The organism is Nocardioides sp. LHD-245, from assembly GCF_030929495.1.
In the GTDB taxonomy this organism is placed as follows: Bacteria; Actinomycetota; Actinomycetes; order Propionibacteriales; family Nocardioidaceae; genus Nocardioides.
This window is the reverse complement of the sequence record NZ_JAVFWN010000017.1, coordinates 40,341-60,560: the sequence shown is the minus strand read 5'-3', so window position 1 is coordinate 60,560 and position 20,220 is coordinate 40,341. Positions and strand designations below refer to the sequence as shown.

18 protein-coding genes are annotated in these 20,220 nt (G+C 67.0%); 6 read left to right on the top strand and 12 right to left on the bottom strand.

Features of this window, described 5'->3' with window-relative positions; all coding sequences use genetic code 11:
* Positions 1-23 precede the first annotated feature (23 nt).
* The 3 genes from RB608_RS23035 to RB608_RS23025 all read right to left on the bottom strand — a co-directional run bounded on the left by RB608_RS23035 (position 24) and on the right by RB608_RS23025 (position 2,640).
* Positions 24-1,199 (bottom strand): M20 family metallopeptidase, encoded by a 1,176-nt coding sequence (locus tag RB608_RS23035; protein WP_308090408.1) that lies wholly within the window; start codon positions 1,197-1,199, stop codon positions 24-26.
* Positions 1,199-1,936 carry an isochorismatase family cysteine hydrolase gene (locus tag RB608_RS23030; RefSeq protein ID WP_308090407.1) on the bottom strand — a complete coding sequence of 246 codons (738 nt, stop codon included), beginning with the start codon at positions 1,934-1,936 and terminating at the stop codon, positions 1,199-1,201. Before RB608_RS23030 ends, RB608_RS23035 begins: the two co-directional genes overlap by 1 nt.
* A 125-nt stretch (positions 1,937-2,061) precedes the next feature.
* A complete protein-coding gene (locus RB608_RS23025; protein ID WP_308090406.1) occupies positions 2,062-2,640 on the bottom strand; it encodes a TetR/AcrR family transcriptional regulator in 579 nt (192 codons plus the stop codon).
* A 91-nt stretch (positions 2,641-2,731) separates the two neighbouring features.
* Between RB608_RS23025 and RB608_RS23020 the strand changes: the two genes are divergently transcribed.
* Positions 2,732-3,316 (top strand): hypothetical protein, encoded by a 585-nt coding sequence (locus RB608_RS23020; RefSeq protein WP_308090405.1) that lies wholly within the window; start codon positions 2,732-2,734, stop codon positions 3,314-3,316.
* Positions 3,317-3,588: 272 nt separating this feature from the next.
* On the opposite strand, the gene RB608_RS23015 is transcribed toward RB608_RS23020, so the two are convergent.
* The 6 genes from RB608_RS23015 to RB608_RS22990 all read right to left on the bottom strand — a co-directional run bounded on the left by RB608_RS23015 (position 3,589) and on the right by RB608_RS22990 (position 10,391).
* Positions 3,589-4,461, bottom strand: coding sequence for an FAD binding domain-containing protein (locus tag RB608_RS23015; protein WP_308090404.1), 873 nt, complete (start codon positions 4,459-4,461; stop codon positions 3,589-3,591).
* Complete coding sequence (locus RB608_RS23010) at positions 4,458-6,728, bottom strand: xanthine dehydrogenase family protein molybdopterin-binding subunit (protein WP_308090403.1); 2,271 nt, start codon at positions 6,726-6,728, stop codon at positions 4,458-4,460. Before RB608_RS23010 ends, RB608_RS23015 begins: the two co-directional genes overlap by 4 nt.
* A gap of 44 nt (positions 6,729-6,772) precedes the next feature.
* Entirely contained in the window at positions 6,773-7,270 is a 498-nt protein-coding gene (locus RB608_RS23005) for a 2Fe-2S iron-sulfur cluster-binding protein (RefSeq protein ID WP_308090402.1), read from the bottom strand.
* A gap of 11 nt (positions 7,271-7,281) precedes the next feature.
* Positions 7,282-8,265, bottom strand: coding sequence for a hypothetical protein (locus RB608_RS23000; protein ID WP_308090401.1), 984 nt, complete (start codon positions 8,263-8,265; stop codon positions 7,282-7,284).
* Positions 8,265-9,701 (bottom strand): UbiD family decarboxylase, encoded by a 1,437-nt coding sequence (locus tag RB608_RS22995; protein ID WP_308090400.1) that lies wholly within the window; start codon positions 9,699-9,701, stop codon positions 8,265-8,267. Before RB608_RS22995 ends, RB608_RS23000 begins: the two co-directional genes overlap by 1 nt.
* 99 nt (positions 9,702-9,800) lie before the next feature.
* A complete protein-coding gene (locus RB608_RS22990) occupies positions 9,801-10,391 on the bottom strand; it encodes a UbiX family flavin prenyltransferase (RefSeq protein ID WP_308090399.1) in 591 nt (196 codons plus the stop codon).
* 435 nt (positions 10,392-10,826) lie between these two features.
* On the opposite strand from RB608_RS22990, the gene RB608_RS22985 reads away from it, so the two are divergent.
* From RB608_RS22985 to RB608_RS22970, 4 genes are all read left to right on the top strand, one after another.
* Positions 10,827-11,729, top strand: a complete 903-nt coding sequence (locus RB608_RS22985) for an ABC transporter permease (RefSeq protein WP_308090398.1) — start codon at positions 10,827-10,829, stop codon at positions 11,727-11,729.
* A 105-nt stretch (positions 11,730-11,834) separates the two neighbouring features.
* Positions 11,835-12,839: an ABC transporter substrate-binding protein gene (locus RB608_RS22980; protein WP_308090397.1), complete on the top strand. Its 1,005-nt coding sequence runs from the start codon at positions 11,835-11,837 to the stop codon at positions 12,837-12,839.
* Between the two features lie 11 nt (positions 12,840-12,850).
* Complete coding sequence (locus tag RB608_RS22975) at positions 12,851-13,666, top strand: ABC transporter ATP-binding protein (protein WP_308090396.1); 816 nt, start codon at positions 12,851-12,853, stop codon at positions 13,664-13,666.
* Positions 13,667-13,875: 209 nt separating this feature from the next.
* A complete protein-coding gene (locus RB608_RS22970) occupies positions 13,876-15,387 on the top strand; it encodes a class I adenylate-forming enzyme family protein (protein WP_308090395.1) in 1,512 nt (503 codons plus the stop codon).
* Between the two features lie 41 nt (positions 15,388-15,428).
* On the opposite strand, the gene RB608_RS22965 is transcribed toward RB608_RS22970, so the two are convergent.
* Positions 15,429-16,427, bottom strand: coding sequence for a putative sulfate exporter family transporter (locus RB608_RS22965; RefSeq protein ID WP_308090394.1), 999 nt, complete (start codon positions 16,425-16,427; stop codon positions 15,429-15,431).
* A gap of 70 nt (positions 16,428-16,497) precedes the next feature.
* Here RB608_RS22965 and RB608_RS22960 point away from each other — a divergent pair, with 70 nt between their 5' ends.
* The gene (locus tag RB608_RS22960) at positions 16,498-17,394 is read left to right on the top strand and encodes a LysR family transcriptional regulator (RefSeq protein ID WP_308090393.1); all 897 of its coding nucleotides are present in this window, start codon (positions 16,498-16,500) and stop codon (positions 17,392-17,394) included.
* A gap of 95 nt (positions 17,395-17,489) precedes the next feature.
* On the opposite strand, the gene RB608_RS22955 is transcribed toward RB608_RS22960, so the two are convergent.
* Together RB608_RS22955 and RB608_RS22950 are read right to left on the bottom strand one after the other, a co-directional pair.
* Positions 17,490-18,797, bottom strand: coding sequence for a cysteine desulfurase-like protein (locus tag RB608_RS22955; RefSeq protein WP_308090392.1), 1,308 nt, complete (start codon positions 18,795-18,797; stop codon positions 17,490-17,492).
* Positions 18,797-20,200, bottom strand: coding sequence for a CoA-binding protein (locus RB608_RS22950; protein WP_308090391.1), 1,404 nt, complete (start codon positions 20,198-20,200; stop codon positions 18,797-18,799). Before RB608_RS22950 ends, RB608_RS22955 begins: the two co-directional genes overlap by 1 nt.
* Positions 20,201-20,220: the final 20 nt, after the last annotated feature.

The window sequence follows — 20,220 nt, the reverse complement described above, 5'->3', positions numbered from 1 at the left end:
GCCCCGTGACCTGACCGTGTCGGTCAGGTCACGCCGTTGACCTGGTGGGCGATCGCCGAGAAGACCGCCAGACCGACGGCCAAGGCGCCCTCGTCAGGGTCGAAGGTGGCCGTGTGCAAGCCGCCGCCCGTGGCGCCGGATCGCTCGCAGCCGAGCATGAACATCGCGCCGGGCACCACCTGCTGGTAGTAGGCGAAGTCCTCCGAGCCCAGGTGGGGGCGATCCAGCTCGACGATCTGCGCCTCCGGATCCAGTACCTCGCGAGCGGCCACGCGGATCGTGGCGGTCAGGTCCGGATCGTTGACCACCGGCGGGAAGCCCTCGACGATCCGCACCGTGGCCTGCGCGCCCATCGACGCGGCGACGGCGTCGGCCGTCGTGCTCAGCCGCTCACGCAGCAGGATCTTGTCGGCCGACTCGACACACCTGAGCATGCCCCGCACCTGGGCGTCGCCGGGGATCACGTTGACCGCCTCGCCGCCCTGGACCGAGGCGACGTTCAACGTGGCCACGCTGAACGGGCTGAGCGTGGCGCACAGACCGTCGAGCGCCGTGACGATCCGGGCGGCCACCGACACGGCGTTGACGCCCAGCTCGGGCTGCGAGCTGTGCGCCTCCCGTCCGGCCACGGAGATCTCGAACTCGTCGTCGGTCGCCGTCAGGGCACCGTCACGCAGCGCGATCGAGCCTGTCGGCAGCTCGGGCACGACATGCAGCGCGAAGATCCGCTCGACCCCGGCGTCGCTGAGCCCACCGGCGTCGATGACCCGCTGCGCGCCGCCGTTGGCCTCCTCGCCCGGCTGGAAGACGAAGACGAAGGTGCCGGTCAGCGCACCGGCCTCGGCAGCCAGCTGCTCGGCCAGCCCGAGCAGGATCCCGGTGTGCATGTCATGTCCGCAGGCGTGCATCACGCCCGCCACCGTGGACCGGAACGGCTGCTCGGTCTCCTCCGCGATCGGCAAGGCATCCAGATCCGCGCGGAAGGCGGTGACCGGGCCGGGGCGACCGGTGTCGAGGGTGGCGACCACACCGGTGCCGGCGACGCCGGCACGATAGGGCAGGCCGATCCGGTCTAAGTGCTCGCGGATCAGTCGCGCGGTCCGGTGCTCCTCGAAGCTCAGCTCGGGATGCTGGTGGATCGACCGTCGTACCGCGACAGCCGTCGCCAGCGCGGCCGATCCGGCGTCCGTGGGCGCCACTAGCGCGCGGGAAGCTCGGCAAGCCGGCCCAGCAGCGTCGCCGTGGTCTCGGAGTTCGCGTAGATCTTCCGGATGCTCTGCAACGCATACTCGTGCCGCTGCGGGCTGAGCGCACCCACGGCGTCCTCGATCAGGTCGACCTGGTAGCCCAGGTCGGACAGGTCGCGCACCGACGCGCTGATGCACTGGTCGGTGTAGAAGCCCACGACCAGGACCTTCCGGGCGCCGAGGTTGCGCAGCACCTGGTCGATGTGGGTGCCGACATGGATGCCGGAGCAGGTCTTGTTGAGGACGATCTCGTCCTCGCGCGGCATCGCCTCGGGGAGGAACTCGGAGTCCTTCGAGCCCGGCGGATAGAACATGCCCGCCGAGGTGTGCAGAGCGCCGGTGTCCGCGGCGTCGGGGAGATGGGACTGGATGCGCACATGGATCGGGCGGATCCCGGTCTCGCGGCACCGCTCCAGCACGGCGGAGATGTTGGCCGCCGTGGCGCGCATGTCGGCCTCGATGCGGTCGAGGATCGGCAGCATCGGCTCGGAGTCGACGCCGAGCGCGGCGAACGTCTTGAGGAACGCCTCCTTGGTGATGCACTCCTGGATGTCGATCAGGACCAGCACCGTGTCCGCCGGGTCGAGCGGCACGGGCGTCGCGTAGATGCTGGAGCTGAGCCCGCCGTAGTAGGTGTCGGCGAAGGCGTTGACCATCTCGTCGGTGACGGCGGATGGGGTGGAGGTCATGAGGGGGTTCCTGTTCGTGAGGGGTCGGCACCGGCACCGACATGTGTTGCGCCTCACTCTAGGGACGTACCTGGTGATCCCTCACCGGAGGGACCGGGAATCCGTCCTCATGGCCGGCCCCGGGTTCAGTCGCCGAGGGCGAGGATGGCTCTCGAGCTGGCGACGACGACCTCGGGCAGCGACGCGGGCACCGAGTTCCACAGATAGGGCCTGACGAGCCCGTAGGGACTCTCGGCCGCGGCGAGACGCACGAGAAACCGGTGGCGCTCGGTCGTGTGCTCGTAACGCCGCTCGGCCAGCACCGCGAGGCGGTCGTGTATGCCGACGTTGATGTTCTCGACATCCTCGCGACAGGACTCGGGGGCCGTCAGCACCAGACGTGAGTGCCGGTACAACGTCATGGCGACCGCGTCCAGCTGATGGTCACGGCTGAACGCGACGACGCACTCGGCCATGGCCAACAGCGCACGCTCCGGGTCGTCCTGATCCCCGGCGGCCAGATAGTCCACGTGGAAGCGCCCGACGCTGCGCAGCCACAGTCGGACGAGAAGCTCCTGGCGCGATCCGAACCGGTGATAGATCGACCCCGTGGGGGCACCCAGCCGGCTGGCTATGTCGGCGATCCGCACGTCGCCGCCGTTTGCGAGCACCTCCTCCGCACACGCGTCGAGGATCCCGTCGGGGGTGAACTTGGCGAGGGCCACCGGCGCAGACTACCGGCTCACCAGACGTCAGGTTCTAGAATCAATATTCTAGTATGCCCCTGCTAGAACCACTCCCTCGGAAGGACTCGTCATGGCACCCACCCCCGGGCACACCCGGCCAGGCGTCGCGCCGCCGCCCCCGTTCGTCACAGCCGTAGGCGCGTCGGTCGCGGTGTGGTGCGGAGTCTTCGCGGCGATCAGCATCTGGTTCGAGGCCACCGACAAGTTCGCCTCCGGGCCGCATGCCGCTGACGCCGACGCCCTCTCGGTCGTCAACTGGTACGTCGCCGCCGTCAAGCTCGTCGGCGTGGGCACCGCGGTCCTCGCCGTCGTCGAGCCGCCCAGCTTCCTGCGGCCGAGCGTCGTGGGCGTTCTCCTGTGGGCCGCCTTCGCGACCGTGACCACCTACGTCGCGGGCAGTCTGGCCCAAGCGGTGGCCATGCTCACCGGCATGGCGGGCGACGCGGAGCGGCTCGATCTCGCGTCAGCTGGCTACGTGCTCGCCTTCCTCCTGGCTGCCGCGGGCTTCGGACTCCTCGCGTTCTCCTACGCCGGACGCGCCGGGCTGGGGAAGCGAGAGGCCCTCCTCGGCATCTGCGGCGCCCCGCTCGTCCTGGGCAGCATCCTCGTCGTCCTCCCGATGCTGCTCCGGGCGACCGGGCTGCTGTCCACCTGACCGCCCACCGGCACGTCACCGGACGGCGTCACCGCAGGTCGGAGCCGGCTCTCGTCAACAACGCCACGCACTCGACGTGGTGCGTCATCGGGAACGCGCCGGTGGCATCCGCGATCGCCTGCTCTGCCTGAGGCCGCTCCTCCCGGGCGACGGCGCCTCACCCTGCTCATTGAGAGGAGGCTCGTCCACGTCAGTCGACGGCACACGGCCCGGTTGACCGGACGCGAGCCTCGGCAGCCCCACTCCCTGATCCCGCCGAGGTCGAAGCCTCCCTAGTGTGCGCCTGTCAAGATCGTGTCGTTCAGAGCACGCCTTGCGATCAACTCGACCATGGCCAGGCGGTACTGCGCCGAGGCCCTCGTGTCGTCGATCGGGCGACTGGCATCGCGGCAGTCAACGGCCGCCTGAGCGATCGCTCTCTCGACGGCTCTCGAATCGTCGACCTCGACCCCGGTCAACGTGGCCTCTGCCGCTGGAACTCGCATGGCCACTGCATTCACGGCCCCGACCGCGACACGCGCGGTGGCGATGCGACCCTCGACCACCCGAACCCAGCTCGAAGCACTCACGACTGCGATGTCGACGGATCGTCGCAGCTCCAGACGCCGATAGGCAGAACGCTCATCACCGGTCGGCGGTGGCAGGTGAAGGCCTACGAGAAGCTCGCCCGCATCGACCACCGTCTTGCCCGGTCCGGTGAAGAAGGCAGTGAGCGGCACCTCCCGACGTCCTCCTCGACTCTCGATGACTGCTTGCGCGGCATAGACGAGCAGAGGAGTCGCGGTCTCCGCAGCGGGCGACGCGTTGCACACGTTCCCCCCGAACGTGGCAACAGCCTGAATCTGACGGCCGCCGAGGAGATTGGCGGCCTGCGCCAAGGCGGGATAGCTCCCGGTCAGCTCCGCGTCGCCGAGGAAACGACGCAACGTCACCGCCGCCCCGATGACAGTGGGGTCGCCCTGCCTGAGGAGATGAAGCTCCTCAATGGCTCTGGTGTCGACGACGACGTCCGGGCGTCGGTGGCCGAGCCTCATCTGCACCATGAGATCAGTGCCACCGGCGATCGGCCGGGCTGCAGTACTGCGTGCCAGCGTCTCCACGGCCTCCTGCACGGACCGAGGAATGGCGTAACCGGGCTGGCTCATATCAGGGCCTCCTCTGCATCGTGGGCGGGGCTCTGGGCGCGAGCGCCCGTGAGGAGCTCCCAGATTCGCTCAGGTGCCAACGGCAGGTCGTGGCAGCGAATCCCCGTGGCATCGTGGAAGGCGTTGGCGATCGCGGCCGTGACCGGATTGATCGCCGCCTCGGCCAGGCTCTTCGCTCCATGCGGACCGTTGGGCTCGTAGGCGTCGACGAACTCCACATACGTCTCCGGCATGTCGCCGGAGCCAGGGATGCGGTAGTCGAGGAAGTTCGGGTTCCTGACCCGCCCCAGGTCCACCTTGACGTCCTCCATGAGCGCCCAACCGACGCCTTGGGCAATCGCTCCGACCACCTGACCACGGGCCGTCGACGGGTTGAGGATCGTCCCGCTGTCGTGCACCGCCCAGTATCGGGTCACCCGAATCTGCCCGCTGTCGCAGTCGACCTCCACCTCGGCCACGTGGGCGGCAAAGGGGTAGGCGGCCGAGGGATTGCCGTACTTGTCCTTGTCGGGCATCTGGGTCGCCGGCCGATGTACCCCTTCGCCGAGCAGCGGGAGACCGCAGTTGCTCGCGGCGTAAAGGGCCATGGACTCACGGAAGGTGAGTGACTGTTCACCGAAGTGAACGACCTCCCCTTCCCTGTGCAGCCGGTCCGGCGTGGTCCGCCAGTGGTCGGCGAGAAGGGCATCGAGCTTCTGCCGGGCCGACCTGGCGGCCGCGACCACGGCGTTGCCGGCCATCGTGGTCGCGCGGGACGCGAGCGTGCCGACCGCGTCGGGTGACAACGCCGAGTCCACGCCTTGAAGATTGACGTCGTCGGGGCTGCATCCGAGTTCGTCGCAGGCCAGTTGCGACAGCACGGTCGCCTGCCCCTGCCCGATGTCAGGCTCCCCGACGAACAGCGTCACTCGCCCGCCGCTCGTGGCGTGGACGATGGCCGAGGAGCCATCGTAGTCCGCGAGAATGGGCCGATAGCCCGAGACGTGGTGAGCGATGGCTACGCCGATCCCCCGCCGCACGCCGGTCAGACCCCTTTGCTTCCTCGTCTCCCGGCGCTGGTTGTCGAGGTCGGAGACCTCCTTGACACGCTCCAGGCACTCAGGCAGCTTCGACGAGCTGATGTGCCAACCGTGCAGGGTCGTCTCGCCCTCTCGGACGGCGTTGCGCTGACGCAGCTCTACTGGATCGATGCCGAGCTTCTCACCGATCTCATCGATCATCTGCTCGATGCCGAACAGAGACTCCGCGTTCCCGAACCCGCGCATGCAGGTCGTCGGCGCCTCGTTGGTGTAGGCGAGAGCACCGGTGCCCGCCATGTTGTGGAAGTTGTAGAGCGAGTCGACGCGGTGAATGGCGGTCGCGAGCACCGCAGGGGACCAGAAGACTCTCGAGCCCGCCGTTCCGACGACCTCGGTCTCACGGGCGATGAACATCCCCTCGGCCGTCACACCGATGCGGTGGTGGAACCAGAACGGAGGCCGCGAACGCGCGATCAGTGCGTCCTCCTCCCGGTCGTAAACCAGGCGGACAGGTCGACCGGTGTCGCGCGCCAGAACGGCCGCGATGAGCGGCTCGATCATCTCGTACTTGGCTCCGAAGCTGCCGCCGATGGGCGGCACGACGATGCGGATCTGGTCGGGCCGCACCCCCAGGGCGCCCGCGTAGGTGAGCCGAGCCTTGTAGGGGATGTGGCTGGGCACGGTGAGCGTGTAGGAACCGGACGGGTGGTACTCGGCCATCACCCCGATGGGCTCGAGGTACGCGTGATAGATCTGGTTCGTCGAGTAGCGGTCCGTGACGACCAGGTCTGCCTTCGCGAATGCCTCCTCTACGTTGCCTCGCGAGATCTGGAAGCTGTTCGCCACGTTGCCCGGTCGGTCCTCCCAGACCGTCGGGGCCCCGTCCCGCAGGGCCTCACGAGCATCGAAGACCGCAGGCAGCTCTTCAACGGTTGCGGTGACGAGGGCCGCGGCCTCCCTGGCGGCGTCGAGCGTCGTGGCCGCGATCGCGGCGATCTCGTCACCGAAGGAGCGCACCTTCTCGCTGGCGAGGATCTCCCAGTCGTTCGCGTGCGGGCCAAAGAACCGGTGTGGAGTGTCTGCCGAGGTCAGCACTGCGCGCACACCTGGGACCTTCTTGGCACGGTCCACGTCCACCGCGTGCAGCCGCCCGTGTGCGACCGGGCTGCGCACTATCACCGCGTGCAGCATCCCAGATACAGAGATGTCCGCGATGTACTTCGTCGAACCGCGCAACTTGTCAAGCATGTCGACCTGCGGGATTCCCTGGCCGACCCATGCAGGCCCGGACATCATGCCTCCCTGTTCAATGTGTGAGCCTCCACGATCGCGCTCACGATCGATTCGTAGCCGGTGCAGCGACACAGGTTGCCGGACAGCCCGTCCACGACCTCCGCCCTGCTCGGCGGTTCGGCTCGGTCCAGAAACGCCGTCGCCGCCATCAAGATGCCCGGGATGCAGAAGCCGCACTGGCTGGCGTTGTTGTTCCGGAACGCCTCTTGCAGCGGGTGGAGGTCCCCTTCTCCGCCAAGTCCTTCAACGGTCGCGACGGCCCGTTCACCGACCTGCGCGACGGGCATGAGGCACGAAGCGACGGGCACAGAATCGACGAGCACCGTGCACGAGCCGCAGTCTCCCGCACGGCAACCGAGCTTGGTCCCGGTCAACCCGAGCTTCTCGCGCAGAAAGTCGCCCAAGGGCGTCAACCCCGGCACTTCCGCCTTCTCGGTCCTGCCATTGACGGTGATGGTCACGGGCATGCTGCCTTCGTGTATGGCCGCGGTGGTCATGGGGATCTCCGTTAGATGCGAAATTCGACGAGTGTGGAAGGGCTGAAGAGGTCTTCGGGGTTCGGCGGCCGCTCGCACAGCCCCTGCTGGCGTAGGTAGGACATGAAGGTCTCGAGCGTGTTCCGGTTCTGCTCGAGCCCGTAGGGCCATGGATCCGCGCCGAACACCTCCTCCTGCTCCTCGAGCGCGGCCAGCAGGAACGGCATCGTGTACGGGAGGGCGGGTAGATCGGCCAATCCGGCGGTGCTGATGCTCTTCGCCTCGCAGAATGCCTTGTAGAGGCTCCGCGGGACCCAGGGGTGCTTCTCGACGATCTCGCGACGAACCACCACCAGGTGCATGATCGGGAAGATGCTCGTGCGCTCGTAATAGTCCAGCTCGCGCGCGCGGTAGTCGGGGAACAGACGTCGGATCCCGTCCGTCTGACGGAAGACGCGCGGCACCCGAGGAGCCATCAACGCATCGATGTCCCCCTCGACCAGAGCGTCCGACAGGGTCGAGTCGTGTGCCAGCGGCTCCACGTGGACCGAGTCCGGCAGGCGCAGCGGCTGGCGTTCGACTCGACCGGGCTGTTCAAGCCCGCCGGTGCACCAGGTGACGTCCGTCAAGTCGACGTCGAAGTCGTCGACGAGCAGTCCCCGAGTCCATACCGAGGCCGTCATCTGGTACTCGGGTACCCCGATGCGCTTGCCCGCCAGGTCAGCGGGCGCCCGGATGTCGCCATCCTCACGGACGTACATCGAGGAGTGCCGAAAGCTCCGGGACAGGAACGCCGGAATGCCGACGAACCGCTCGTCGCCGTTGGCAGTCGCGATCGAGTACGAGGCCAAGGACATCTCCGCCACGTCGAACTCGGAGTTTTGGAGCATGCGCCAGAAGCACTCTTCAGGCCCGATGGAGATGGTGTTGAGTTCGATGCCCTCCGGCCGGACTCGCCCGTCGAGCAGCGGCTGCACCCGGTCGTAGCGTCCGCAGGCCAAGGTGAGATCCAGCATCACCTGGCCTCCATCCACGGCAGTTGCTCCGGAGTCGCGACATCCAGCATCGTGTCGAGATTCACGGCCCGGACGACCTCCCGGGGCACCTGGGCCCGAACAGGGAAGACCACCGGCGGAGCCGGCTTGGTGGCATCGATGATCACACCGGAGGACATCTTCTTGGTGCGCGTGCCCTGCTCGTCATATTCCCAGTTGGTCGGAAGGAGCCCGCCCGGCCCATTCCACTCGGGGATTATCTGGAGGTCCTTGGTCGCGTCGAATCGCGTGCCGATCGCCCACGAGACCTCCTCCTCGTCGAACACGTCGATGTCGTCGTCGACGACGATCACCATCCGGAGGTTCTCCGGCTCAGTGTTGAACGCAGCGAAGGCGGCCCGCGTCGGATCGCTGTCCAGTGCCTTCTTGATCGAGAGATAGCAGTGCATGCGGGTGTGAACCGGAACGTTGACAGCCTGCAGGCCGGGGACGACCTGCTTCACGCGGGTGTGGATGCTCGAGATGCGCGGAAGGGCGCCCATCAAGCGGTGCTCACGCCCCGAGGCCTGGATGTCCTGGAAGATGGCGTCCGCGCGCATGGTCACGCAGTCGATGCGGATGACGGGCTTCGGCCCACCGCCGACGTAGTGGCCCGGCCATTCGGCGAACGGACCCTCCTCCACCATCTCGCCCGGAATGATGACGCCCTCCAGCACGATCTCCGCCCGCGCGGGGACCATGATGTCGGAGTTCTCAGCCTTGACGACCTCGACCGACTCTCCGAGGAAGGCCCCCGCCGCGTCGTACTCACCGCCGATGCCGGCAACGCGCGAGACGGCTCCCATCAGGAATCCCGGGTGATGGCCGATGGCGATCGCGATGGGGGTGGGTTCGCCCCGCTCCTCGTAGCGCCGGTGAATGGTGCCGCCGTCGTGAGAGCCGAAGAACCACACACCCATGCGTCGTGAATCGTAGACGTGGTGCCGGTAGATTCCCGCGTTGATCGCCCCTGAATCAGGATCCTTCATGAGGGACACCGCGGCGGTGAGGAACGGCCCGCCGTCGAGCTGGTTGTGCACCGGGATCGGGAGCTTGCCGAGATCGACCTCGTCGTCTCGCCAGATGACCTCCTTGACCGGAGCCTGCGCCGCGTCGACAGTGACAGGCGGGTGGGGCTGCATGCCCTGGGTGCGATCGGAGGCATTGGTCAGGTCCTCGACCTCGAGTCCCAGGGCCAGCGCCATTCGGTCATGGGTCGCGAGCAGGTTCGTCAGGCAGGGGATGGTGGCGCCCTCGACGTTGTCGAAGAGGAGGGCCGGGTACTTTCGATCCTTGTCGAGCTTGGCGCCGTAGGCCGTGATCCCGAAGGATCGGTCAACGGGAACGTCGACCCGCTTGAGGGCATCGGGTTGTGTCGCGACCAGGTCCGAGAGAAAGGTGCGAAGGTCGGAAGTCATGCTCGAACTCTCCTTGATGTGCTCGACGAAGGGATTCCCGAGAGTGGCGGGACGGTAGGGCCTTGGGCGGGGAGACGATGGAGAGTGACGGGTTGGCCGTCACGTCGGCGATCCGGGTTGTTGTCCCTCCCAGCGCGGCATGCCGACGTCGATGTCGAAGAGGTCGAGCACACGAGCGACGGTGTGGTCGATCAGGTCGTCGACGCTCTGGGGGCGTATGTAGAACGCGGGCAGCGGCGGGACGATGGTCGCGCCACTTTCGGCTGCGCTGACCAACAGGCGGAGGTGTCCCAGATGCAGGGGCGTCTCCCTGACCAGCAGAGCCAGCCTCCGCTGCTCCTTCAGCGTCACGTCCGCGGCGCGTTGAAGCAGGTTGTCGCCGTAGCAGTGTGCGATACCCGAGAGCGTCTTGATGGAGCAGGGCGCGACGATCATGCCTCTGGTCTTGAAGGAGCCGCTGGCGATCGTCGCCCCGATATTCCTGATCGGGTGCACGGTCGTCGCCAGTGCCTTCAAGTCATCGGCTGTGTAATCAGTCTCGTAGCGGAGTGTCGCAAGTCCCGGCTGGGTGATGACGAGATGGCTCTCGACGTCGAACTCCCGCAGTCTCTCCAAGATGCGCACCCCATAGATCGCGCCGCTTCCGCCGCTGATCCCGACCACGATGGGGCCGCGGTCCTGGTCAGGCACTGGAGGCACCGTTCGAGCCTTCCCGCTGTCCCCATGGGCCCGTTGGGACTTCCGGCCTCCGGGTGGAGCTCTTCCTCAGGTGCACGAGCATCCTGTCCTCCGCCCTAGACCGGCCCCACGAAGATCTCGTGGTGCGAGGGGGACGTCCGATCGGCGTCGATGGCATGCCACTGTGTCCCATGCCACTGCGGACCTCCTCGGGCACGAGTTCGAGCCCGTACCCTGAGCGAGGGACATCGTTGGCGCTCATCCAGCCTCCGTTGCTGTCAGACGTCTGACGTTGTCGGTTTTATAGCATCGTGGATGTGACGAAGGCAATAGCGGTCGACGGCTCGCCGTCCGATCTGCGAACCATGTCTTGCGCGTGATCAATATCACGGGCATCATCAAGGCGAATCGCAGTTGTCAGACGTCCGACTACCTCCTGGAGGGGCAGTGCAGAAAAGCGAAGTTCCGATCACAACCGGGGTTGTCCCCGGAGCTTCGATCGCGGCCGAGGTCACGCCGAGCCCCGTGGGGACGACCACACCCGCTCACAAGGACACTCGCGCCGACACGGTTGCAGACGCGGTCGATCGCCGCGCAGACAGACGCGAGCGCCTCGTCATCGTCGCCGGACAAGTCGGAATCGGCGTGGGCTTTCTGGCCGTGTGGCAGTTGGTCAGCGGTCTGTGGATCGACCGCTTCTTCATCAGTGAGCCTTCACTCATCGCGGAGCGGATCGTTGATCTTGCGGCGAGTGGCGAGCTGTGGATGCACCTGCGGGTCACGGTCATCGAGACCGGCATCGGCCTGGCGATTGGGCTGCCCGCTGGGGTGATCCTCGGGATCGCAGTGGCAACGTCGCGAATCGCGGGGCGCTGGGTCTATCCGTACATCATCGCTCTCTACAGCCTGCCGCGTGTGGCCCTGGCTCCGCTCTTCATCGTCTGGTTCGGCATCGGGCTCTTCTCCAAGGTCATGATGGTCGTGACCATGGTCTTGTTCGTTGCCTTCTACAACGTCTACCAAGGCGTGAAGAGCATCGACAGGGATCTCCTGGACATGACAAAGAGCTACCGCGCCTCGCGCTGGATCACGCTGCGCTGGGTGATGCTGCCAGCGATCGGAGCCTGGATGCTCACCGCTCTGCGGCTAGCCATCGGCCTCGGCCTCATCGGCGCGATCATCGCCGAGCTCATCGGATCAAGCGTGGGCATCGGCTACTACATCAAGCTCTCGTCCAACCTCTTCGACACCACCGGCGTGATGACCGGCCTCCTGGTCATCACGGTCCTGGCCATGCTGCTCGAGCAGGTCGTGGCATTCATCGAGAAGAGAGTCCTCCGTTACCGCTAGGTCGTGTCCCTCAAGTACCGCCCGCTGACGCGACGTCCCTGACTTGGGAGACACGCGTCAGGTGCACCCATCTCGGGACCAGCCCCCTGAACCAGTAGGAGAAGCATGAGAATCCACAAGAACAACCTGTCACGGGCAGGGCACGGCACTGCTGTCGTCGCGCTGGCGCTCGCGCTGGCTGCATGCGGGAGCGGCTCCTCGTCGGGCGACACTGCCGACGGGAAGGCCGGCACGGTCCGTGTCGCCATGGTCTGCGGTGGCATGACGCCGATGGCAGCCCAGATCGCCATCAACGCCAACACCTTCCCCGATGGTCTCGAGGTCAAGAAAGTCTGTTTCGACAGCGGGTCGGACGCCATGCAGGCACTCATCGGCGGCAGCCTCGACATCTTCATGGGCTCGACCGAGCACGTTCTCTCCACCCGCGCCCAAGGCCTCGACACTCGGGGGTTCGCGGGCGTCAACGTGCGTGCACCGTACGCGCTCCTGACGAGTGCTGACTCGAACATCGAGTCCGTCGCGGACATCGAAGGCGAGACCGTCGGCGTCACGTCACCCGGCAGCCTGGCGGATACCGAGTTGAAGATCGCAGCGAGCGAGGAAGACATCGACTACGCGAGCCTCAAGGTGATCGGTGCTGGCAGCGGCGCGACGATGGCCTCAGCGATCAAGCAGGGCCAGGTTGCCGCCGGAATGGTCAGCGAGCCACAGCGATCCGAGCTGCTCTCCTCGGGTGACTATCGTCAGGTCTGGGAGCCCGAGTTCGAGTACGCGGCCATCATCGCGGTGGCGAAGGACGATTGGGTGAGCAAGAACGAGAAGTCCATGCGAGCCTTCCTCGAAGGCCTCAACGAGGCTGCAACGAAGGCCGAGGGCGACCCGAGCTGGGGCGTCGAGGCCATGAAGAAGGAGAAGTTCCCGGTCAGTGATGAGGTCCTGGCCGATGCGGTCCAGCGTGGGCTCACCACCATTCCCGACGGTCTCGCCGTCTCTGAATCGGTCTACGAGAGTACGACCCAGAACCTCGTGGCCGTCGGCGCGCTCGACGAGGCCGATGTCCTCCCGTTCGACGAGGTGTTCGACCTCGCCTACATCCCGAAGGCACCGTGATGACGGCGTCCGTGACCGCTGATCTGGCGGCCCCGACCTCGACGAAGCTCAGCGTTCGCAACCTGTCGCTGTCCTACCGAACGAACAAGGTCAGGCATCTGGCCCTCGACGGCATCAACCTCGACCTTGCTGAGCGAGAGTTCGTCGCGATCGTCGGACCGAGCGGGTGCGGCAAGTCGACACTGCTGAAGATCATCGCCGGCCTCGCGGACCACACCGCCGGGGAGATCTACCTCGATGGACAGAACCTGGGCGATGCCAGCGTTCCGCCCGGCGTCGGCATGGTGTTCCAAAACGATGCTCTGCTCCCCTGGCGCTCCGTCAAGGAGAACGTGCGGCTGCCCTTGGTGATCAACGGCGTGCCGGCCAGCGAGCAGCGAGACCGCGTCGCAGAGCTTCTCACCATGGTCAACCTCGATGGCTACGCCGACTATTACCCACGCCAACTGTCAGGCGGCATGCGAAAGCGCGTAGCTCTGGCCCGCACCTTGGCCTACGACCCGTCGCTGTACCTCATGGACGAGCCGTTCGGGCCACTCGACGCGCAAACCCGAGTCCGCATCGGTGGTGAGTTCCTGAAGATCTGGGAGCGTGTCGGCAAGAGCGTTCTCTTCGTCACCCACGACGTCGAGGAGGCGATCGCCTTGGCCGACCGCGTCGTCGTGATGACAGCCGGGCCAGGCAAGATCAAGGCCGAGCACCGGGTGCCGATCCCCCGCCCCCGGGACTACGAGGAAGTTCGCTTCACTGATGAGTTCCACGAGATCCGTCAGCAGATATGGCACGAGCTGCAGTCGGAGCCACTCCCCGACACGGTCAAGAAGTGAGGACGCGGGCCACTGCGCGAGCCGCCTAGGGCCAAGGGTGCGGTGACGGGCTGGGGTCGCGACAGCGACCCCAGCCCGTCACGCTTCCAGCGACGCTCGTGAGACGTCAGACGTATGAGGAGTAGGGTGCGGGGCCGGGCCCTGCTCACTGACCCCGGCCCGCGTACGGTCGCGGTCCCCTGGCCGTTCGAAGAAGAGGAGATCCGGTCGTGTTCGTTGCCCAGAACCTCGGTGAGGCCGTCGCGAGCGACGCTGTTGCCGAACTGGTTGACCTGTCCGGCACCGAGCCGCTGACCATCACCTTCGCCGAGTTCGACCTCGCCGCCTCGGCACTCGCCCGACGACTCGCGACCGCGCATGCCCCCGGCGAGCGAATCGGGCTGCTGGGCGAGAACTCCGCTCGTTGGGCAGTGACCCTGTACGCGATCATGCGCGCCGGACTGACCGCGGTGCCGATCAGCTACCGACAGCCCGCGCCGGCCGTGGAGTTCGTGGTCCTCGACGCCGGGCTCGCCGCAGTCTTCGCCGAGTCCGCCTACACGTCCTTGCTACCCGACGTCGCGGTGGTCCACCCGATCGAGGACGTCGAGCTCCATCCCGAGACCAAGGCTCAGAACGGCGCTGCAGGTACGAGCGGGACGGTGGATGTCGACATCGAGGATCCGGCGATGATCCTCTACACCTCGGGCTCGACTGGCCGGCCCAAGGGCGTCGTCCTCTCCCACCGCAGCCACCTATGGGTCGTGAGCCTGGGCATCGAGAGCGACTCCATCAGCTCGCGGCTCCTGTTGTCGGCCCCGCTCTACCACATGGGCGCTCTCAGCCCCCTCCAGAGGGCACTGGCCACCGGGCAGAGCGTCGTGTTGCTGCCTCGCTTCAGGAGTCGGGACGTTCTCGATGCGATCGCGTCTCAGCGGATCACCGATCTCAACATGGTCCCGCCCATGGCCGCGATGCTGCTCCAGGACCAAGAACAGCTGCGTCGAACGGATCTCACCAGTGTCCGAGCCGTCATCCTGAACTCCGCTCCCGCGGGCAAGGACCTGCTCCAGGAACTCGACCGAGTGTTCCACCAGCCCAGCTTCGTCTTCACCTACGGCACGACCGAATCCAGCCCCATCGCATTCACCGCGCCCAAGGACGGCCGCGAGGTGCCGTTCGGGTCCGTCGGAGTGCCACACGATGCCGTCGAGATGCGCCTCGTGGACAGCCACGGCACCGTCAGCCACGACCAGGGCGTACTCGAGATCCGCTCCAGGGGCCTGATGACCGGCTATCACCGACGTCCCGAGATCCCCTCGCCCATCAGCGAGGACGGCTTCTACCACACCAAGGACTTGTTCCGGCGCGATGCCGAGGGCTTCTACTACTGCCTCGGGCGGGAGGACGACATGTTCATCTGCGGTGGCGAGAACCTCTACCCGCGCGCGATCGAGTTGGTGCTCGAGAGCCACGTCGCAGTGTCGCAAGCGGCAGTCGTGGCCGTCGACGACGCCGTGAAGGGCAAGAAGCCGGTGGCATTCGTCGCGCTCGTACCCGGCCAGACGGTGGACGAGGCCGCCTTGCGGGCCTACAGCCTCACCCAGCTCGAGCCAGCAGCCCATCCACGGCGCATCTGGTTCGTCGATGAGCTCCCACTGTCGTCGACGAACAAGGTGGACAAGGCGCCACTCGCGCGCCTCGCTGCCGAGCACATCCACGGTCTCGACGAGGTCTCCTGACGACGTCGCGGCTGGGACCTCGGACGCCCCCCCGAGTGCGTTCAGGTGAGCGTGACGACCAGGCCCAGCGAGACCCCTCCGGCGACGAGCGTGGAGAAGCTCGCCAACACGAACGCGTTGAGCGGCAACGGCCAGATCTCGCTCGCCCTGATGCCCAGCCCAAGACCGAACATCCCGGCGGCGAGGAGGAAGGTGGTCACAGCGTCGGTGATCGTGAGCACGCCGGACGGCAGCACCGCCATGGAGCGGACCGCCACCGCCACGGCGAAGCCCGCGACGAACCACGGCACCAGCGGCCCACGCTGGTCGTCGGCACGTTCGCCTCGACGGGACGCCGCGGCGTACAGCGGCGCCAACAGGACCACCCGCCCCAGCTTGACCGTCGTCGCCACCGCGATGGCGGCCCCGCCGATGAGCGACGCCGCCGCCACGACCTGGGCGACTTCATGGATGCTGGCGCCCGCCCACAACGCGGCCTGCCGTTGGGACAGCCCGAAAACGGCGGCGAGCCACGGCACGAGCACGATCATCGCGCTGCCGAAGATCGTCACCAGCGCGAGCGCGAGCGCGACGTAGCGCTGCTTGGCCTTGACCGCGTCGTCAACCGCCGCGATCGCCGCCGCCCCGCAGATCGAGAACCCGGCCGCCAGCAGGGTGACGAAGCCTCGGTCGAGCTTCAGCCTGTCGCCCACCAGCAGGGTCGCAGAGTAGGTCGCCGCAACCGTCACGACGATGACGGCCACTCCACTCCACCCGATCGAGAACACACCTTGCACAGGCAGCTTCAGGCCCAGCATCACGACACCGACGCGCAGGAGGGTCTTGGTCACGCGCGCCTGGCCACTCATGGCAGGCAACGCGGCCAGCCCCGTGTTCGCGACAACAGCGCCGAGGACCAGCGCGATGAGCAATGGTCCTGCCAGCGGGAAGAACGTACTGATCACCACCGCCAACGACGCCGCCGACGCTGGCGGCAGGAGCGCCATGAGGCGCGTGACCAAGCCCTGTGTTCCGGACTTCGAGAGCTGCGTCGTCGACATGTTTCCAGCGTGGGTTCGGCGCCGCCATCACGGTAGACGCCAGCTCGACGGCACGTTATAGTGAATGGTTATGACTCCGGAGCTCGACCTCGAGACCCTGCGTCTCCTGATCGCGATCGACGAGCACGGCAGTCTCAACGCGGCAGCGCGAGAGTGCGGGCTCAGCCAGCCTGCGGCGACCGTGAGGGTTCGCGCTTTCGAGGCTCGCTGGCGGCTGTCAGCCATCCAGCGTTCGCCGCGCGGATCGACCCTGACCACCGATGGTCGTGCGATCATCTCCTGGGCGCGGGGCGTGCTGCATGCGGTGGACCAGATGCGAACGAGCCTGCGCGCTCTGAGTGCTGACAGCGCGGACGAGCTCAAAGTCGCAGCGAGCCTCACCATCGCAGAGTTCATCCTGCCGAGGTGGCTGGGCGAACTTCACGTACGGACCCCTGACCTCAAGCCGCGGCTCCAGGTCGTCAACAGTGACACTGTCGTGGCGCTGGTGAGGAGCGGGGCAGCGGACGTGGGCTTCATCGAGGCCGCCGGGCGACCGCTGGGCGTCTCGAGGAGGGTCATCGGCTCTGATCGGCTGGTCGTCGTGGTGAACCCGACTCACACGTGGGCGCGCTATCAGATGCCCGTGTCGACGGAGAGCCTCAGGCAGGCGCGCTGGATCGTGCGCGAGGTGGGCAGCGGGACGCGAAGCACGTTCGAGTCCGCTCTCCGGATGCAGCCCCGCGTCGCCTTGGAGGCGGCGTCCACGACCGCACTGGTCGGGGCCGCGCTCGCCGGGGTAGGACCGGCTGTCGTGTCCGCCCGGGCGGTGGAATCCGAACTCGAGAGTGGGCGACTCGTGGCAGTGGCCACACAACTGGACCTGCTGCGGCCCCTGACCGCGATCTGGCCGGACCAAAGAATGTCCGAGGCGACGAGGGACCTGCTGCGGATCGCCGCAGCATCGACTGCTCCCCCACACGATTGAGGGGGACCCCTCTTCGCTCACGAAAGACATGATCGGCCTCGAGCGTCTTCCGTGACCACCTCACGTCACCCAGGACGATCCACCGTTTGCTGTCGCTACTGGTGGAACCGGGTCACCACTCTGGCGGCCAGGTCGACCTCGTCGAGGGTGTTGTAGGCGACCAGCCCGACCCGCACCCCGCCGTCGGCTCCCAGCCCCAGGGCGCGAGACGCTTCCATCGCATGGAAGCGTCCGACCGAGACGGCGATCTCGTCGGCGGCGAAACGCAGGAACAGGTCTTCGGGCGAAACCCCCTCCATCACGACGAGCTCGGTCGGGGTCCGCTGCTTCGCCAGGGACATGCGACGAAGCCCCACCACCGCGCTGAACCGCTCCTCCATGCGCGCGATCAGGGTCCGCTCGTGTCGCTCGATCAGATCCATGGCGCGGCAGATCTGCTGGCGGCGCTGGCCGCTCGAGCGCACCGACCCACGAATGGTCTCGACCGACTGAGCCGCAGCAGAGGCGGCGCCCACCGTGTAATCGGCAAGCTCGGCCAGATAGTCGACGGTCGCGGCGACACCAGCGAGCACCTCGTAGGGAGGGGTGCCGACATCGAACCGGTCAGGCACCTCGTGCGGACCGCTCGGCAAGCGGTCAGGGGTCAGGGCTTCCAGGAGCGCGGGCGCCGCGACGAGGGCAGCACAGTGTGGCCCGAACAGCTTGTGGGTCCCGGCGACGAAGAAGTCGGCGCCCAGGTCTTCGATGTCGACGAGAGCGTGGGGCGTCAGGTGCACGCCGTCGACGTACAGCAGAGCGCCCACGTCGTGCACCATCGTCGAGATGTCGCGGACCGGCACACGGGTGCCGGTCAGGTTCGAGGCCGCCGTCAGCGCCACCAGTCGAGTCCTCTCCGACAGCACGCCGGCCACGTCGTCTGCACGAAGCTCGGTGCTGCCAGGGTCGAAGTCGACCCAGCGCACGAGGCACCCGGCACGTTCGGCCTCGATGACCCACGGGGCGACGTTGGCGCCGTGGTCGAGTCGCGACACGACGATCTCGTCGCCTTCCTTCCAGGTCTTGGCGATGGTGCGTGCCATCCGGAACGTCAACTCGGTCATGTTGCGGCCGAAGATCACGCCGGCGGGGTCTCCACCAACCAGATCGGCGATGCCTGCCCTGGCCGCGCTCATGGCGTCCAGTGCCGTGCGCTCAGGGGGCGTACGACTGCCGTGGTGGGACGTCGAGGTCACCAGTGCGCGTCCGATGGCCTCGGCTACCTTCCGAGGCACCTGGGTCCCGCCCGTACCGTCGAGGTGGGTGAAGGCGCCCAGCGCGGGAAAGTCCGCGCGCATCCGAGCGACGTCGAGGACGGGACCCTCGACGTCGCTCGATCGGTCGACGTGGGCCGGCGAGGACGACATCAACCCGCGAGCCCCTGCGCCGCTTCGCGGTACTCCGCGTAGGTCGACAGCGCGTTCATCGCCCGCGCGGCGGTTCGCACAGAGTCATGGACCACGATGCCGAGGCCTTCGAGTCGAGCGGCCCACGCGCCGCGCAGCGCGCCGTCGAGGGTGACGTGAATCGGCACCTCGGGACGACGGTGCCGCAGGTCCTCAAACACCTCCCGCATGCCATCGTGATCGACATTGGGCAAGGCCAGGAGGACGAACAGCATCTGGTCGACGTTGGGGTCCTCCAGCACGGCGTGATAGAGCCGTTGCGCCGCCTTCGCGGGGTCGGCCTCGGCGGCGGACCACAGGTCTGCTGGATTTCCGATCGCCTGCCAGTCGGGCGCCAACTCGTCGAGAGCGTCAAGCGTCGACTGGGCGAAGTCCGCAATCTCCATCCCCGCGTCCACGAGGGCATCGGTCGCCATGATGCCCAGCGCACCGCTGAAGGTGACGACGCCGACCCGGCGGCCGGCTGGCACCGGGCAGTAGGCGAAGGTGGTGAGGAAGGAGACGAACTCGGCGTTGTCCTCCGCGCGAACCAGCCCGTGCTCCCGCAGCATCCGGTCGTTGGCTTCCTCGTCACCGGTCCGCGAGCCGGTGTGAGCCATGGACGCCCGCGCCCCCTGGCCGGTGCGGCCGGACTTGAGCACGATGATCGGCTTGTCCTGCTTCGCCTGGGCCGCCTTCGCCAGGAACGTGTCGCCCTCGTCGAACTCCTCGATGTAGAAGCCCAGCACCTTGATGTCATCATCGGAGACGAGAGGCTCGATGAGGTCATGGTCCGACAGCGCGATGCGATTGCCAACGTCGACGCTGACCTTGATCCCGAGCTTCTGGAACGGGCGAGCCATCAGCTCGTGGACGACCGCGCCAGCGTAGATTCCGGTCTGGGCAACCAGTGCGACCGAGCCGTTGCGCCACTCGGGGAAACGAACGAAGCTGGCAAAGAGCCTGGCCTCAGCGTTGACGTACCCGATGGTGTTCGGCCCGATGGCGACCATGCCGGCTCCCTGCGCGAGCTCGCGCAGCCGCTGCTGGGTCTCCCGTCCCATCTCGTCGCCCTCGCCGAAACCGGCCGTCACGACCACGGCGCTGCGAACGCCGGCGCCGACGCACTGGTGCATCGCCTTCTCGACGTGAGCTCGCGCCACCACGATGACAGCCATGTCGACCTCGGCGGGAATCTCCTCGACGGTGCCGTACGTCTGGAGTCCCTCGATCTCACCGCCTGCCGGATTGACCGGGTAGACGTCGCCTGCGAAACCGCCTTCAACGATATTGCGCAGGATCAGATTGCCCGGTTTCTTGCGGTCCCTGGACGCGCCGATCACAGCGATCGACCTGGGAGAAAGGAAGCTTTCGAGATTGCTCATGTCGTGCTCCTCGTCTTCGA